The organism is Xaviernesmea rhizosphaerae, from assembly GCF_001938945.1.
Lineage (GTDB): Bacteria > Pseudomonadota > Alphaproteobacteria > Rhizobiales > Rhizobiaceae > Xaviernesmea > Xaviernesmea rhizosphaerae.
This window is the reverse complement of record NZ_MKIO01000019.1, coordinates 1-14910: the sequence shown is the minus strand read 5'-3', so window position 1 is coordinate 14910 and position 14910 is coordinate 1. Positions and strand designations below refer to the sequence as shown.

Below are 14910 nucleotides of genomic sequence, written 5' to 3'. Positions count from 1 at the left end.
CTCCGTCCAACAAAAATGCCGCCCTTTCGGGGCGGCATTTTTGATTCCGTGCGAAGCAGAAGAAAGGTCAGGCCCGCTCGGCCAGCGCCGGCTCGCCCTTCTTTTCCCGCAGCAGGTTGATGAAGCGGCGGAAGAGATAGTGGCTGTCCTGCGGGCCAGGCGAGGCTTCCGGGTGATGCTGGACGGAGAAGACCGGCTTGCCGGTGATCTTCAGGCCGCAATTGGAGCCATCGAACAGCGAGACATGGGTCTCCTCCACGCCCTCGGGCAGGGAGGCGGAGGCGACCGCGAAGCCGTGGTTCATCGAGACGATCTCGACCTTGCCGGTCGTATGGTCCTTGACCGGATGATTGGCGCCGTGATGGCCCTGATGCATCTTCTCGGTCTTCGCGCCCAGTGCCAGGCCGAGCATCTGGTGGCCCAGGCAGATACCGAAGATCGGCAGGTCGGTCTTGATCAGCTCCTGGATCACGGGAACGGCATATTCGCCCGTGGCGGCCGGGTCGCCAGGGCCGTTGGACAGGAAGACGCCATCCGGATTGAGCGCCAGAACATCCTCGGCCTTGGCCGAAGCCGGCAGAACCGTGACCTTGCAATCGAGCCCGGTGAACAGGCGCAGAATGTTGCGCTTGACGCCATAATCCAGGCAGACGACGTGATAGGCGGCCTCTTCGGGCTTGGCCTCGTCATAGCCTTCGTTCCAGACCCAGGGCTTCTCGTTCCATTGCGAGGACTGGCCGGAAGTCGCTTCCTTGGCCAGATCCAGGCCTTCCAGCCCGCTCCAGGCCTTGGCGCGCGCCTTCAGCGCCTCGATGTCGAACTGGCCGTTCGGATCATGGGCGATCACCGCATTCGGCGCGCCGTTCTCGCGGATCCAGGCCGTCAGCGCGCGGGTGTCGATGCCGGAGAGGCCAATGACGCCGCGCGTCTTCAGCCACTGGTCGAGATGCTGGGCGGAGCGGTAGTTCGAGGGGTCGGTGATGTCGGCCTTAAAGATCACGCCGACCGCGCCGCGCCGGGCGGCAGGCGTCAGGTCCTCGATATCCTCGCCATTGGCGCCGATATTGCCGATATGCGGGAAGGTGAAGGTGACGATCTGGCCGAGATAGGAGGGATCGGTGAGGATTTCCTGATAGCCGGTCAGCGCCGTGTTGAAGCAGACTTCCGCCTCGATGACGCCGGTGGCGCCCACGCCCTTGCCCTCGATCACGGTTCCATCCGCCAGCACCAGGAGGGCGGTCGGCGTCTCAGTCGTCCAGGGGGTCGTCGCGCTCATCGTCTTCAGTCATCCCGTTCCGGCGGGCGGCGGCGGGCTCCCTCATGAAGCCCAATCGCGCCATCAAAGGCCCGCGCGCCATTCCTGCCCGAAGCGGCGGCGCGGGTCGGCGCAGCGCTTCGCGGCGTGTTCGGCAAATTTCGTGCAGGTGCCGGACATAGACCCTGGCATAAGACCGGTCAACCCCGCGCGCGGCCGTGGGCAGGCGCTTGCAGGCTTTATCCCGTCACAAGACCCGACCAACCGCTTGTTTCAGAGGCCATCTTGGTGTCGCTCGGCGCCATGCGACCCGCCGTGCCGACAGGCGCTTGGGAACGGCGCTTCGCCCGCCTATATCAAGCCGCAAGACAGGCTTTGTCTTCCCGCGATGATTCCATCGAGGGCAGCGGACGGAAAACCGGTTCCCACGTTTCGGTCCGATGCTCTAAAAGACCGCCAGGCGCTGGCGCCTGATCGGATCGGCGCGAGAACACAGCCAGCAAACCAGGCCTGCCCCGCACAGCGCTTTACGGAAAAGCCCGCGGCGCCGGCGCACGAGATGAAAGGATGACGACGATGCGTGATGCAATCAGCGAGGCCCTGAAGACGGCGATGAAGGCCAAGGATGCCCTTCGCGTGTCCACCCTGCGGCTTGTCCAGGCCGCGCTGAAGGACCGCGACATCGCCAATCGCGGCGCCGGCAAGGAGGCCGCCAGCGACGAGGAGCTGCTGCAGATCCTCGCCAAGATGGTCAAGCAGCGCGAGGAATCCGCCCGCGTCTATGACGAGGCCGGCCGCCCGGAACTCGCCGCGCAGGAACGCGCGGAAATCGCCATCATCAGCGAATTCCAGCCGGAGCAGTTTTCCGAGGAAAAGATCCGCGACGTCGTCCAGGCCGCCATCACCGACGCGGGCGCCACCTCGCCCCGCGACATGGGCAAGGTGATGGCCCTGCTTAAAGAGCGCCACGCCGGCCAGATGGACTTCTCCAAGGCTTCGGGGGTGCTGAAGGAGCTGTTGAAGTAAGGAAGGCAGGGCGGATGGCTGGCCAGTTCATCCTGTCTTTAAATGCGTTCGAGGCCTCTTCGAGAAGTTTTCAATGTTTCCGATCGAGGAGGTCGATTGTGTCTATTCGATCAGTGGGAATGGCCTTAGCAAGCATGTGAAAGAGGTAATCATTTCCAATGAAGAGCCTCCCGGCTGAGCAAGGGTATCGGCATCCAGCTTGAACTACGGATAAATCACGTTGGGGCGGAGAAAAACATGTGCTTATCTGCACCAGAGAGGTTGTGGGGGGCTCCATGCAGCGTAATCCATCTATCGAGTACGCAGTTCTTAACATCGCCGCAAACCCGCACCCAAGTGGGATTTACGTGAGCCTTCTAGAGCGAGCAGCAAAAAAGAAGGTGAACTACCTTGGCTCTCATTTCGCGACAGTTTCAGCTCCTCGCGAAGCAGATGATGGCTTTTTCCAAGGAAGGCTAGCCACATGGGTCGAGATCGACACCACTGAGCAGGCAATGAATCTCGATAATCTAGATCCGGTCGATTTCGACGACTTGGACCTGGAACTTCCCCCCAACATCGGTTTCAACGGGAGGGTCTTTTTTTACACACTGCGTGTCCAGGACCACATGCTGTTCCTTGAGACCAGGAACGAGTTCGGAAAGCGCCTATCTCCCGGCAGCGCCGCAAAGATCTTTCGAAAACTATTCAGTCCAGAAATAATTGGCAAAGACATGCCAGCCGTGGAAGTGACAGTCGTGCCTGAAGAGGATGCCCTCAAACGGATCTTGTCGATGCCCGTACTTAAGAGACTTAAGATCCACCTAGTCCGGCCCAATGCAGACGACATAGATCCAGCTACTGTACTTGATGAACTGATGGAGCAGGGCGCTCGCAGTCAGGACATCATCCTAGTGGCGGCGGCCCAGTCTGAAGGTATCGACCCTAATCAGCGGACACGAGCGCAGGCCGAGGTTGCCGAAACAAATGGATACGTCGAAGGAACCGGGAGAGACGACGATGGCAACAAAATTGAGTTCAGCACCCGAGCCTATCCTCGTGTCATCCGTAAAGCCCTGGGAGAAGTTGGTGGTTACCTTGCTCTCGCACTTCAGGTCGCTAAAGAAACGATGGTCCGCAAAGCCGGCAGTCAAGATCTTTAGAACCTACTGGTTGTTATACGGCGGATTTAAAGCGCTTTTCGGGTCACCTTACCTATATATCGCTGCCGGACTGACTGGGTTGCTGTTTCCATTCTGGCGAAGCGTCAACAATGAAGGACAGCGGTTATGGGCGCAAACAGCTATCGACACAGTTCCAAGCATGCTTGGATTTTCGATGGGCGGCATGGCCATCATGCTGGCGTTCTCTAACGCCAGCATCTTTCGCGCCATCACCCAAAGTGGCTCCCCGACGTCCTATTTTGTGACGGTCGTCGCGAACTTTTACCACTTCATCCTGGTGCAAACCCTGGCGATTATTTTGGCGCTTCTTTGCATGGCCTATCCGAACGATGGCACGTCAGTTGTAGGTTTTCTGAGTTTTACGTATGCGATTCTAGTTGGGCTTGCCACCGCAGGCCAGCTGTTGGGTACTGCCCAGATTTTTAACGCCAGCGGCTCATTGCCCGAGAGGGACGACCCCTCGAAGCCCTCCGATGACAATTAAGTACAAATCTAGAGGCATTCTAAAATCCGAAGAGTGAGCAGGCGAAAAAGCCACTATGTTGCTTACGCCAGAAAATCAAAATTCCAAATTTACGTGTCAAAATTTCGAAAAGTCGCGTTTGGTTACACGCTGATCGCCAAAGCACATACCGATCATCATCAGAGGCAACATGAATGGTGGGCCCGGAGGGACTCGAACCCCCAACCAAGCGGTTATGAGCCGCCGGCTCTAACCATTGAGCTACAGGCCCGGCCCGGGCCTTTATGACAAAGGCGGGCGGTGGCGGCGTCAATGGGCGCCGGCCGTGTTCTGGCTCTAGACGAAATCGGCGCAAGCGGCAAGGGATGGTCGTAATCACCGCACATTCCTGATCTAGGGATGTTTGGCCTGATCAAGGGATGTTTGGCTTCGTGTTCGGCGGATCCGGCTGCGGCCGGCGGAGATCGCGGTTTGCGCATGGTGCTCGTCGGCAGCTCTCGGCTTCTCAGCGCAAATCATGCGGAATTGCTGTCCTGCTGGCTTGTTGGTCGGACGCTTTGTGTCGGGCCGGGTTTTGCCTGTCGCTTGGAAGGAATTTGACGTTTGATAGCCACCTGCAGCGATCTCGAGGATCAAATGTCAAGATCAGACCATGAGCGAGGCGCGCGGCGGCATGCCGCCATTTTTATGCCATGCGCGATAGGTGTTGGATGTCTCGCCAGTGCGGCTGGATGATTTCGATGGGTGCTTTATGTTCCCGGGATCTGGGAGAATTTCGCGTGCCCGAGTCGGTTCGCCGCGCGCGATGCGGTTGACATGAATTGGGGGAGCCTCTGCCGTGAACCCGTGCACGGGAGAGGTGTCGTCATGGCGGGCCGAGGGGTGAGCCCGAGAGCCTGCCGATTGGAGGATCCGTTTTGGAGATGCGTTTGATGAAGCTTGTGTCTGTTTTCCGTCCGCTGCCCTGCGCCGCCCTGCTTATGGCCGGTGTCATGGCCTTTTCCCCCGCGGCCCATGCCGAGCCGGAGCGTCCGGTCATCGCGGTGACGGGCACAGGGCAGGCGAGTGCGGCGCCGGATATGGCGATGGTGAGCTTCAGCGTCGTCACGCAGGAAAAGGAAGCGCGCGCTGCGCTCTCCGGCAACAATGCGGCCATGGCCAAGGTGCTGGAGGCGATGAAGGCGCAGGGCATCGAGCCGCGCGACCTGCAGACCTCGGGCTTCGCCATCAATCCGCAATATGTCTATCCGCAGAACAAGGAGGGCGACAACCATCCGCCGCAGCTCGTTGGCTATCAGGTCGCCAATACGCTGAGCGTGCGGGTGCGCCAGATCGACAAGCTGGGCGAGATCCTCGACCAGGCGGTGACGCTCGGCGTCAACCAGGGCGGCGGCATCCAGTTCTCGATCGATAAGCCCGAAGCCCTGCAGGAAGAGGCCCGCAAGGCGGCCGTTGCCGATGCCATGGCCAAGGCGCGCACGCTGGCGCAGGCCGCAGGCATCACGCTCGGCAAGGTGGTGGACGTGCGCGAGCAGGCCGGGCGGATGGAGCCAGTGCCGATGATGGCGCGCGCCATGGCCAAGGATATGGCCGCGGAAGCCGTTCCTGTCGCCGCCGGTGAGAGCAGCGTCACCGTCAATGTCGATATGCAGTTCGAGATCGTGAACTGACGGTCTGGCTGAGAATCGCCGTCGGCCTACGCAAAGCGTGAAATCGAAGGGCCGAGCACAGCGTGCTTGGCCCATGCGATCATCTGACGCCCAGACATGGCCATTTGCCATCGGCAAGCGGCACGTCTTGGATGGCCTGTGCGCTCGATATCATTCCCTGAGGGAGCAGCTGATGCCGGCGCCGGGTGCCGCAGGCCTTTCGGCGCCCAAAGACACAGAGCGGTCATTGTAAAGAGGGCTATGACACCCGCGCGGTCTCTATCGAGCGCTGCAATGCAGCTGGGCTGGCTTGCGGGCGAAGAAAGTGCTTGGTTTGCCTGCCAGCCTGCGATCAAGGCAGATCAGGGATGGTGACACCAGACCGCGCTCTTGCTGTTGCCTGCCCGACCTCCCGCCCGTCCGTCGCGCACTGCGCCCGTCTTTAACGCCATCGGCCCGCATCAAGCATCTTGATGCGGGCCGATCCATGAGCAGATTGTTCGTGGCGCTTATCGCAGCGCAGGGCAGCCGCGGACATTGGCGAAGCTGATGCGACGGAAGTCGCCAAAGCGGCGGCCTTCGACGATCACCCGGCGGGGCGTGACGGCGACGACGCGGGTGCGGCGCAGGCCATAGGCGCGGGCCTTGTCTTCCGCCAGCCAGGGCGCGCAGCGGCCGGCACGCTCGGGCCGCCAGCCATGGCGAGGCCCGGGAGGCGGGCCGCCGCGCCAGTCGCGCTCATCGCGATACTGAACCGGCATGGCCTCGCCGGCATAGATGCCGACCGTCAGGTTTCCGGCCGAGGCCTGGGTGGCGGCAAAGCCGGACAGGGTAACGAAGCCGGCAAGCGCCAGGCGGGCAAGCATGGTTTTCATGGTGTCGATCTCCCTTGCTTGGACCCGCCGTCCTGCCTGCCGAGGCAAACGTGGCGGATCCGGATAAACCGCGAAGCGCAGGGTTTATCGACCCCTTGAGCTCCGCAGTGTCATTGTGCCTTATGCCGGCAACCTTCGATTTTACGGGGCCCGACCGGCTGGCATGGTCACACCTTATGTCGGTGAAACTGAACGCAAACGGAACCGGCCGTTCACCCCAGGTTCAGCCGGTATGCCCCGGCTCTTTGGCCGTGAGGCGGGATGCCGCCATGCGCTAACGCAGAAGCTGCGCCTCGAACAGGCGCAGGTTGCGGTAGTGCGAGACGCGGATGATCAGGCCGGCCTCCACCTCGAACACGAAGAGGCTGGGGATCGAATAGGATTGGTCCGCGGCCGGCGGAAAGCCGTCCTGCGTTTCGCGGTAATGGCCGCGCGCAGTGGTGTCGATGGCGGCGCGCTGGCCATAGGCGTCATGAAGCACCACGATATCGCCGAAACTCTCATCGAAATGGCGCAGATACTGGATCACCGCCAGGCGAAAGGGTTCCGCGCCCACGACCCGGACGCCGGCCAGGGCATCCAGTGCGGCGTCCTCGTGGAGCAGGGTGGCGATCGCGCCGAAATCGCGGGCGTTCAGCGCCTCCATGAAGCGGCTGGCCAGGGTCTGTGCGTCCGTCATCTGCTCTCCTCTCCCCGGGTTTCGCCCGTCCGTCTCAGGCGCTGAGATGCGCCACGATCTCGCGCCGGTGCGGTCTGTCGCGATGTTCAAAAAGATAGAGCCCCTGCCAGGTGCCGAGCAAGGGCCGGCCGCCGCCCACCGGCACGCCGAGCGACACGGCCGTCAGCGCCGCCTTGATATGGGCCGGCATATCGTCAGGGCCCTCGTCGCGGTGGACGATCCAGCCCATGCCGGGGTCATCGGCGGGTGGCACCAGCCGGGCGAAGAAGGCGTCGAGATCGCGCCGCACATCGGGATCGGCATTTTCCTGGATCAGCAGAGAGCAGGATGTATGGCGCACGAATAGGGTGAGCAGGCCTTCCTGCACGCTGCTGTCGCGCACGAACTGCGCGGCCTCACGTGTAAACTCGTAAAGACCGGCGCCGCGGGTCTGGAGGGTGAGAAGGGTCTGGGGCATGGGGCTCCTCCAAGGGGATGGCGCCGGATCTAGCAGATGGTTCCGGCAGGATTGCGCGCCGACCGGCGCTTCCTCATCGGCTTTCGAGGAAACGGCCTCGGACCGCCGCAGGGCTGGGCGTGTCCTGCCCTGCCCTGCATTCTGTCGATCGTCCTGCAAACATGCTGCAGGCATTCAGGCTTTCAACCGGAAAATACGGCCCGGCTTTGTCATACGGTTTCCGGCTGATCGCTTCGCCAACCGGAAACAAGCACCATCGAAAATCTCTGGCCGGAAGGCCAGATTTTCGATGGGAAGAATACGGTTTCCGGTTTGAGCAACCGGAAACGGTATCACTTGCTTCCGTTCAGCCAAAGCTTGCCGATAATATCACGCCGCCGCTGCGTGTCCGTCCACTTGCAGCGCCATGGCCAGCACATCGGCATAATCGCCCTCGCGGAAGGCATAGCCGCGCAGGCGGCCTTCCTCCACGAAGCCGAAGCGGCGGTAAAGCGCGATGGCCGGGTGATTGTCGGTGAAAACGGTGAGTTCGACCCGGCGGATCTGCAGCCAGTTGAAAGCGCTGTCGAGCAGCGCGGCCAGCAGCGCCCGGCCGACACCGCGCCGCTGCCAGGCGTCATCCACGCCGATGCCGAGCTCGGCGGCATGCTGGCGGCGGCCCTCGAAACGATGCAGCCCGCCGGCGGCGACAACCGATTCCCCTTCGACCGCGACGAGCGCGAGCCGTTTGGCGCCGCCGGCCGTCAGCCATTGCCGGGTTGCCTCCTCGCTCTGGAAGGGCGGGCGCAGTGTTCCATGGCGATAGCCCGGCTGGTTGGAAAGCCGTGCCAGGCCGATGGCATCGCACGGCTCGGCGGCGCGTATGATGATTCCTGAGGGAGCGGAGACGTCGAAAGGGGCATGGGGCATGACAGGGTCCTTGAAAGACGAGAGCCGGGACCGGTGCCATTTTCTGTCGCGCAGCCGGTCCGTGAGGGCCGGTTGCGGGCAGTCAGATCATTTTCAGCGCATGACCGACCGCCCACGTCCGGCAAGGGACGTGCAAAGCACGGTCGTGAGCATGAGGCGGGCGATGATCATGGGAAGAGAATGGCGGAGGCTGCTCGTCTTTGTCAAGCAAATGCCCGGAAAGGAAGAGGGCGCCGCGCCCGCAGAACGGTCACAGGCTCTGCCCCATGTGATCCGCGAGCGATCCCTTGACGTCCCGTGACGCCCCCTTGCGCTACTGCGTCTTTTCCGTCCTGGCTGGCAGCTCGGGCCCCAGGCGAAAGCGGAAATCCGTCACGGTGAGGTTGTTGAGGTTGACGGTGCAGGTGAAATCGATGCGGTACTGCTTGCCGCGGCTCCGGTAACGGCTCTCCGGCGCCGTCAGGGTGTTTCCAACAGGGTCGCCCAGCCAGAAGCCTTCGGGATTGCTGTCCGGCCGCGCGCGCCGCACCTGAGCTGCTGCCTCGAACACGCAGAGGTTTCTGATCTGCTGCTTGCGCGGCATCTGCCCCAGAGCGAAGCGGGCGAGCGGGTCCCTCAGCATCGGCGCGTCGTTCATGACCTTGGCTGCCTTCAGCGCGCGGCCGCCGCCCGCGCCGGCAGATGCATCGGCCGAGGCCGGGCGGGCGCTCGGCGTGGGTGCGTTCCGGTCGGGCAGGGTGGGCGAGAAGCCGTCATCGGCGGGCGGCAGGCTGGCCTGGGCCTCGCCCTCGTCGCTCGTCGGTGCTTCGGCAAGGGCGGCGGGGTCGGCCTTGGCCGCATCCGGCGGCGGCTCCGTGCTTGGCTGAGCGACCGGCGGGGCGGAACGGGCCGGTTCCGGCTCTGCAGCGTTCGGCGTTGGCGGCTCGGAGGCGCCGCCGCCCGGCGCCCTGTCGGGCGCGCTGGGTTGATCGGCCGTCTGGGGGTTTGCGGCCTCGGTCTGGTCGGGGCGTGCGTCGGGGCCGGTTTCTACCGTCTTGTCCGTGCTTTGCGTCTCGCCCAGCTGATCCTCGCGCTCCGGCGCGGTGCTCAGCTTCGGGCGGATCGCCACCCGGGGCGGAGGCGAGACGGGCGGCGGCGTTTCAGCCTTTTTCTCCGGCTTTTTGTCTTCCGGTTTGGGCTCTTCCTTTTTCTCGGGCTCGGGCTTTTTCTCCGGCTCGGGCGGCGGCACCATCTCGACGGTGACGGCCTCCTCCTGCGGTGGCTTGAGATCCGGCAAAGCGGGGCTGGCGAGGAAGCCGGCAACGAGCAGGAGATGCGCAAGCACGGAGAGGACGAGACCCCAGCGCGCAGCTTTGCGCGCAGGTTCGGCGTGTGCCGCCAGGGGCGGCCCTGACGGCGTTTCCACGGGCGCCACCGAGGGAGCGCCTGTATCCTTGGGTGTCTCCTGCATTCCCGCGTTCATCCCAAACCGCCGCGATCCCTGGCCTGTCCTCATGCGCTGTCGCGAGGAACATCATGGCCGGCCGGGCCGTCTTGCGGCACATGCCTTCGCAAGAAGCTCTAACCACGAAACGGCCGGCAGGCGAGGGGCGGGCATTCACAAAGACTGGAGCGGTGAAGGTTTTCAAAAGGGAAGGCTGCTCTTTCCGGCAATCCGGCTTCCAAAAGCTGGCACAGAAGAAACCAGATCAACAGACCGCAGGGCAAGAAAAAACCCGGCCAGTGTCCCGGCCGGGTTTCATCAGGAGAGTGGCTGGCGCAAAGCGCTGTTTGAGACAGGCTCAGCTGTCCAGGAAGCTGCGCAGCTTGCGCGAGCGGCTCGGATGCTTGAGCTTGCGCAGCGCCTTGGCCTCGATCTGGCGAATGCGCTCGCGCGTGACCGAGAACTGCTGGCCGACTTCTTCCAGCGTGTGGTCGGTGTTCATCCCGATGCCGAAGCGCATGCGCAGAACACGTTCCTCACGCGGGGTGAGCGAGGCGAGCACGCGGGTGGTCGTCTCGCGCAGGTTCGCCTGGATGGCGGCGTCGATCGGCAGCAGCGCGTTCTTGTCCTCGATGAAGTCGCCGAGATGGCTGTCTTCCTCGTCACCTACGGGCGTTTCGAGCGAGATCGGCTCCTTGGCGATCTTCAGGACCTTGCGCACCTTTTCCAGCGGCATGGCCAGCTTCTCGGCCAGCTCTTCCGGGGTCGGTTCGCGGCCGATCTCGTGTAGCATCTGGCGCGAGGTGCGCACGATCTTGTTGATCGTCTCGATCATGTGCACCGGAATGCGGATCGTGCGGGCCTGGTCGGCGATCGAACGGGTGATCGCCTGCCGGATCCACCAGGTGGCATAGGTCGAGAACTTGTAGCCGCGCCGGTACTCGAACTTGTCCACCGCCTTCATCAGGCCGATATTGCCTTCCTGGATCAGGTCCAGGAACTGCAGGCCGCGATTGGTGTATTTCTTGGCGATGGAGATGACGAGACGCAGATTGGCCTCGACCATTTCCTTCTTGGCGATGCGCGCCTCGCGCTCGCCCTTCTGCACCATATGGACGATGCGGCGGAATTCCGAGATCGAAATGCCGGTTTCCGTCGCCAGATTGTGGATCTCGGCGCGAATCTTGCTGATGTTGCGCTCTTCCTTGGCGGCGAAATCCTTCCAGCCGCGCTGCGGCAGGACGGCGATGCCCTTGACCCAGTTCAGGTCGAGCTCGGAGCCGGTGTAGTTCTCGAGGAAGGAGTCGCGCTTGACGCCATAGGATTCGGCCAGGCGCAGCAGACGACCTTCGTTCTGCACCAGACGCTTGTTGATGTCGTACAGCTGCTCGACGAGATTGTCGACGCGGTTCTGGTTGAGCGACAGCGACTTGACCGCCGTGATCAGCTCGTCCTTCAGCTCCTTGTACTTCTTCTCCTGGGCCGGCGAGAGCGTGGCGGCATCGCTCAGGCGCGCCTCCACCTGCTGGTCCTGCAGCTTGCGCAGCTTCTTGTAGGTCTCGGCGATGCGGTCGAGCGTCTCCATGACCTGCGGGCGCAGCTCGGCTTCCATGGCCGCCAGCGAGAGGTTGGACTCGTCGTCGTCCTCTTCCTCTTCTTCCGGCGGCGGCATGTCGCCACCAATATTGGTGATGTCGTCATCGGCCATCGGACGCGGACGACGGGTCTTTTCCTTCTCCTCGGCAGCCTTGCGGTCGGCCTCGATCTTCTCGGGGCTCTGGAACTGCGGCGCCGCCTTGGCCTCGGGGCCGGAATAGGTGGTTTCGAGATCGATGATCTCGCGCAGCAGCGTCTGGCCTTCGTTCAGCTCGTCGCGCCAGATGATGATGGCCTGGAAGGTCAGCGGGCTTTCACAGAGCCCGGCGATCATGGTCTCGCGGCCGGCCTCGATGCGCTTGGCGATGGCGATTTCGCCCTCGCGCGACAGAAGCTCCACCGAGCCCATCTCGCGCAGATACATGCGCACCGGATCATCGGTGCGGTCCGTCGGTTCCTTGCGCTTGGTCGTGGCCACGGCGGTGCTGCCTGTGGTGGCCAGCTCGCCGCCCTCGCTCTCGCCTTCCTCGGAGGATTCCTCCTCCTCGCCGGCTGCGTTCTCGTCGACCTCGTCATCCTCGACGACATTGATGCCCATGTCGGACAACATGGCCATCGTGTCTTCGATCTGCTCTGAGGTCACCTCTTCCGAGGGCAGGACGGAATTCAGCTCGTCCATGGTGACGTAGCCGCGCTTCTTGGCGGCCTTGATCATCTTTTTGACCGCGTCATCGGAGAGATCGAGAAGCGGACCATCCGGCGCACCGTCGCGTTCCGACTCAGCTTCTTCGTTCTCTTTGACCTTGGTTGCCATTCTTCGTCGCTTTCCTTGGACAGGCCTTTAACGCATTTGGCGGTGCGCCTTGTGACTAAGGCCCGGGACGATTCCTGTCCCACCGCTCACTTAAGTTCCCTGACGTAAAGGGTCGGTCTTTAATTCTGGATTAACCACGCACATCATCGTGGTCCAGCCGACAGGCTGCGACAGCAGCACGCGTTCAACATCACTTGCATGATGGCCGTATCCGCCGTATCCAACTCGCACTGGGTCCAAAAATGGTGATTCCCAGAATTTCCCCAACAGTCAAGCTTTTCCAGCGAAATTTAGCGGCGGCTTCGCAAAAAGGTCGGGGCGCGAGCGGATCCTTTGCCTGTCATACCGTCGCAACATGTAGGAATGCCTGGGAAAAAGACAAGGCCGCCCGCCCGCCCAAGCCTTTCCTTCGTTTCGATCAAAACCAGGTTCGTCCTGTGGATGACCAAGGATCGAATCCTTGATGGAAGGCCGGAAGGCCAGTTTACGCATGTTCCATCGACAGCGGAAGACGAGTGCGAATCGCTCCAACCGAAGGATTCCCCTGATAACGCCATGGATTGGCCAGGATTGGCCGATGGCATCCGTATCCCGCAGGCCGGTCCAATCCTTCAGGAGGCCGCGCGAATGGCGTCCAGGAAGGCGTCTCCGAAGCGCGCGCGCTTGGTCTCTCCGATCCCTGGAATGCCGGTCAGCGCCGAAAGACTGGCCGGCCGCGCCTGGGCAAGCGCGATCAGCGTCGTATCTGGGAAGATGACATAGGGCGGGACGTTCATCTCCTTGGCCAGCTTTGCCCTCAAGGCGCGCAGGTCCTCGAACAGCGCGAGATCGCGGCCGGAGAGGGTCGAGCGGGCGCTGTCGGCTCCTTTGGTGCCCTTGGCCGCGCGCTTGCCGGTTGCCACCGCCCGGTCCTTGCGCAGGAGCACGGTCCGCTCCCGGCGGAAGACGGAGCGGGCATCCTCCTCCAGTTTGAGCGCGCCATAGGCCGTGTGGTCGACCCGCACCAGGCCGGCTGCGAGCAGCTGGCGATAGACCGACTGCCAGACCTTGGGCGCCAGATCCTTGCCCGCGCCGAAGACCGGCATGGACGTATGGCCGAAGCGCTGCGTCTTCTCGTTCTCCACGCCGGTGAGCACGTCGATCAGATGGCCGACGCCGAAGCGTTCCCCGGTGCGGTAGATGGCGGCCAGCGCCTTGATCGCGGCTTCCGTGCCGTCCCAGGTCTCCACCGGATTGAGGCAGGTGTCGCAGGCGCCGCAGCCGCCGGGATGGGCCTCGCCGAAATGGGCGAGGATCGCCTGACGGCGACAGGTGGCGGTTTCGCAAATGGCCAGAAGCGAATCGAGCTTGCCGCGCTCCACCCGCTTGATCTCATCGGCGGCATTGCCCTCGTCGATCATCCGCCGGCGCTGCATCACGTCGGCCATGCCATAAAACATCCAGGCCTCCGACGGCAGGCCGTCGCGGCCCGCGCGGCCGGTCTCCTGGTAATAGGCCTCGACCGATCCCGGCAGGTCGAGATGGGCGACATAGCGTACATCGGGCTTGTCGATGCCCATGCCGAAGGCGACGGTGGCGACGAGGCACAGGCCCTCCTCCTTCAGGAAGGCATCCTGATGGGCGTCGCGCAGCGCGCGGTCCATGCCGGCGTGATAGGGCAGGGCCTTGATGCCCTGCATGTTCAGCCACTCCGCCGTTTCCTCCACCTTAGCGCGCGAGAGGCAATAGACGATGCCGCTCGCGCCCTCATGGCGTGACAGGAAGCGCAGGAGCTGCTGGCGCGGCTGTTCGCGCTCGGCAATGGCATAGGAGATGTTGGGCCGGTCGAAGCTGGTGGAGAACACCGCCGCGCCCTGCAGCCCCAGCCGCTCGATAATATCCTCGCGGGTGTGCGGATCGGCCGTTGCCGTCAGCGCGATGCGCGGCACGCCGGGAAAGGCCTCGCGCAGGAGGCCAAGCGCGCGATATTCCGGGCGGAAGTCATGGCCCCATTGCGAGACGCAATGAGCCTCGTCGATGGCGAAGAGCGCGATATCGAGGCCAGACATCAGCTCCATGAAGCCCGGCGTGGTGATGCGCTCGGGCGTGACATAGAGAAGCTCCAGCGTCCCGTCCGAAATCGCGCGCCGGATCTCGGCATATTCTTCCCGCGACAGGGCGGAATTAAGCGCTGCAGCCCTGACGCCCAGCTGTTTCAGCGCCTCCACCTGGTCGCGCATCAGGGCGATCAGCGGCGAGACGACGATGCCGACGCCGCGCCGGCAGAGCGCCGGGATCTGGAAGCAGAGCGACTTGCCCGCACCGGTCGGAAACAGCACGACGGCATCGCCGCCGCCGGTCACATGCGACACCACATCGGCCTGCTGGCCGCGAAAGGCAGGATAGCCATAGACGGACTTGAGCACGTCGAGCGGGGCACCGCGCCCTTGGGAAACGGCGCGGTCGAACATCGTCATGATGGGAGATGAGGTCATGGTGCGGCGCATTCTGCCTGATTCCCCCTGGCGCGCCTATCGCTTTCTAAGGCGCGTTGACATTCATTTGAGTCGAAGGTGTGTCGCGCGCAGGAAGATCCAGGCCATGAAGCTGACGTCCGTCTTG

Annotated in this window: 12 protein-coding genes and 1 tRNA gene; 4 read left to right on the top strand and 9 right to left on the bottom strand. The window is 63.0% G+C overall.

Annotated elements, in window-relative coordinates:
• Window positions 1-67: 67 nt before the first annotated feature.
• The gene (gene carA, locus BJF92_RS02310; protein WP_075633166.1) at window positions 68-1276 is read right to left on the bottom strand and encodes a glutamine-hydrolyzing carbamoyl-phosphate synthase small subunit; all 1209 of its coding nucleotides are present in this window, start codon (window positions 1274-1276) and stop codon (window positions 68-70) included.
• 555 nt (window positions 1277-1831) lie between these two features.
• On the opposite strand from carA, the gene BJF92_RS02305 reads away from it, so the two are divergent.
• The 3 genes from BJF92_RS02305 to BJF92_RS02295 all read left to right on the top strand — a co-directional run bounded on the left by BJF92_RS02305 (window position 1832) and on the right by BJF92_RS02295 (window position 3928).
• Window positions 1832-2281, top strand: coding sequence for a GatB/YqeY domain-containing protein (locus BJF92_RS02305; protein WP_075633165.1), 450 nt, complete (start codon window positions 1832-1834; stop codon window positions 2279-2281).
• A 275-nt stretch (window positions 2282-2556) separates the two neighbouring features.
• Window positions 2557-3423, top strand: a complete 867-nt coding sequence (locus BJF92_RS02300) for a DUF4747 family protein (protein ID WP_143523859.1) — start codon at window positions 2557-2559, stop codon at window positions 3421-3423.
• 79 nt (window positions 3424-3502) lie between these two features.
• Window positions 3503-3928: a hypothetical protein gene (locus tag BJF92_RS02295; RefSeq protein ID WP_245294642.1), complete on the top strand. Its 426-nt coding sequence runs from the start codon at window positions 3503-3505 to the stop codon at window positions 3926-3928.
• A 174-nt stretch (window positions 3929-4102) separates the two neighbouring features.
• On the opposite strand, the gene BJF92_RS02290 is transcribed toward BJF92_RS02295, so the two are convergent.
• Window positions 4103-4178, bottom strand: a tRNA-Ile gene (locus tag BJF92_RS02290).
• Window positions 4179-4839: 661 nt separating this feature from the next.
• Between BJF92_RS02290 and BJF92_RS02285 the strand changes: the two genes are divergently transcribed.
• Window positions 4840-5577, top strand: a complete 738-nt coding sequence (locus tag BJF92_RS02285; protein WP_075633162.1) for an SIMPL domain-containing protein — start codon at window positions 4840-4842, stop codon at window positions 5575-5577.
• A 488-nt stretch (window positions 5578-6065) separates the two neighbouring features.
• Here BJF92_RS02285 and BJF92_RS02280 read toward each other — a convergent pair whose 3' ends face one another.
• The 7 genes from BJF92_RS02280 to recQ all read right to left on the bottom strand — a co-directional run bounded on the left by BJF92_RS02280 (window position 6066) and on the right by recQ (window position 14783).
• On the bottom strand, window positions 6066-6431 hold the full coding sequence (locus tag BJF92_RS02280) for a hypothetical protein (RefSeq protein ID WP_075633161.1): 366 nt from the start codon (window positions 6429-6431) through the stop codon (window positions 6066-6068).
• 274 nt (window positions 6432-6705) lie between these two features.
• Window positions 6706-7110 carry a nuclear transport factor 2 family protein gene (locus tag BJF92_RS02275; RefSeq protein WP_075633160.1) on the bottom strand — a complete coding sequence of 135 codons (405 nt, stop codon included), beginning with the start codon at window positions 7108-7110 and terminating at the stop codon, window positions 6706-6708.
• A gap of 34 nt (window positions 7111-7144) precedes the next feature.
• Window positions 7145-7567 carry a secondary thiamine-phosphate synthase enzyme YjbQ gene (locus BJF92_RS02270; protein ID WP_075633159.1) on the bottom strand — a complete coding sequence of 141 codons (423 nt, stop codon included), beginning with the start codon at window positions 7565-7567 and terminating at the stop codon, window positions 7145-7147.
• Between the two features lie 369 nt (window positions 7568-7936).
• Entirely contained in the window at window positions 7937-8476 is a 540-nt protein-coding gene (locus BJF92_RS02265) for a GNAT family N-acetyltransferase (protein ID WP_075633158.1), read from the bottom strand.
• A gap of 313 nt (window positions 8477-8789) precedes the next feature.
• The gene (locus BJF92_RS02255) at window positions 8790-9926 is read right to left on the bottom strand and encodes a DUF930 domain-containing protein (protein ID WP_075633156.1); all 1137 of its coding nucleotides are present in this window, start codon (window positions 9924-9926) and stop codon (window positions 8790-8792) included.
• A gap of 331 nt (window positions 9927-10257) precedes the next feature.
• The gene (gene rpoD, locus BJF92_RS02250) at window positions 10258-12309 is read right to left on the bottom strand and encodes an RNA polymerase sigma factor RpoD (RefSeq protein ID WP_075633155.1); all 2052 of its coding nucleotides are present in this window, start codon (window positions 12307-12309) and stop codon (window positions 10258-10260) included.
• Window positions 12310-12920: 611 nt separating this feature from the next.
• Window positions 12921-14783: a DNA helicase RecQ gene (gene recQ, locus BJF92_RS02245; protein WP_075633291.1), complete on the bottom strand. Its 1863-nt coding sequence runs from the start codon at window positions 14781-14783 to the stop codon at window positions 12921-12923.
• Window positions 14784-14910: the final 127 nt, after the last annotated feature.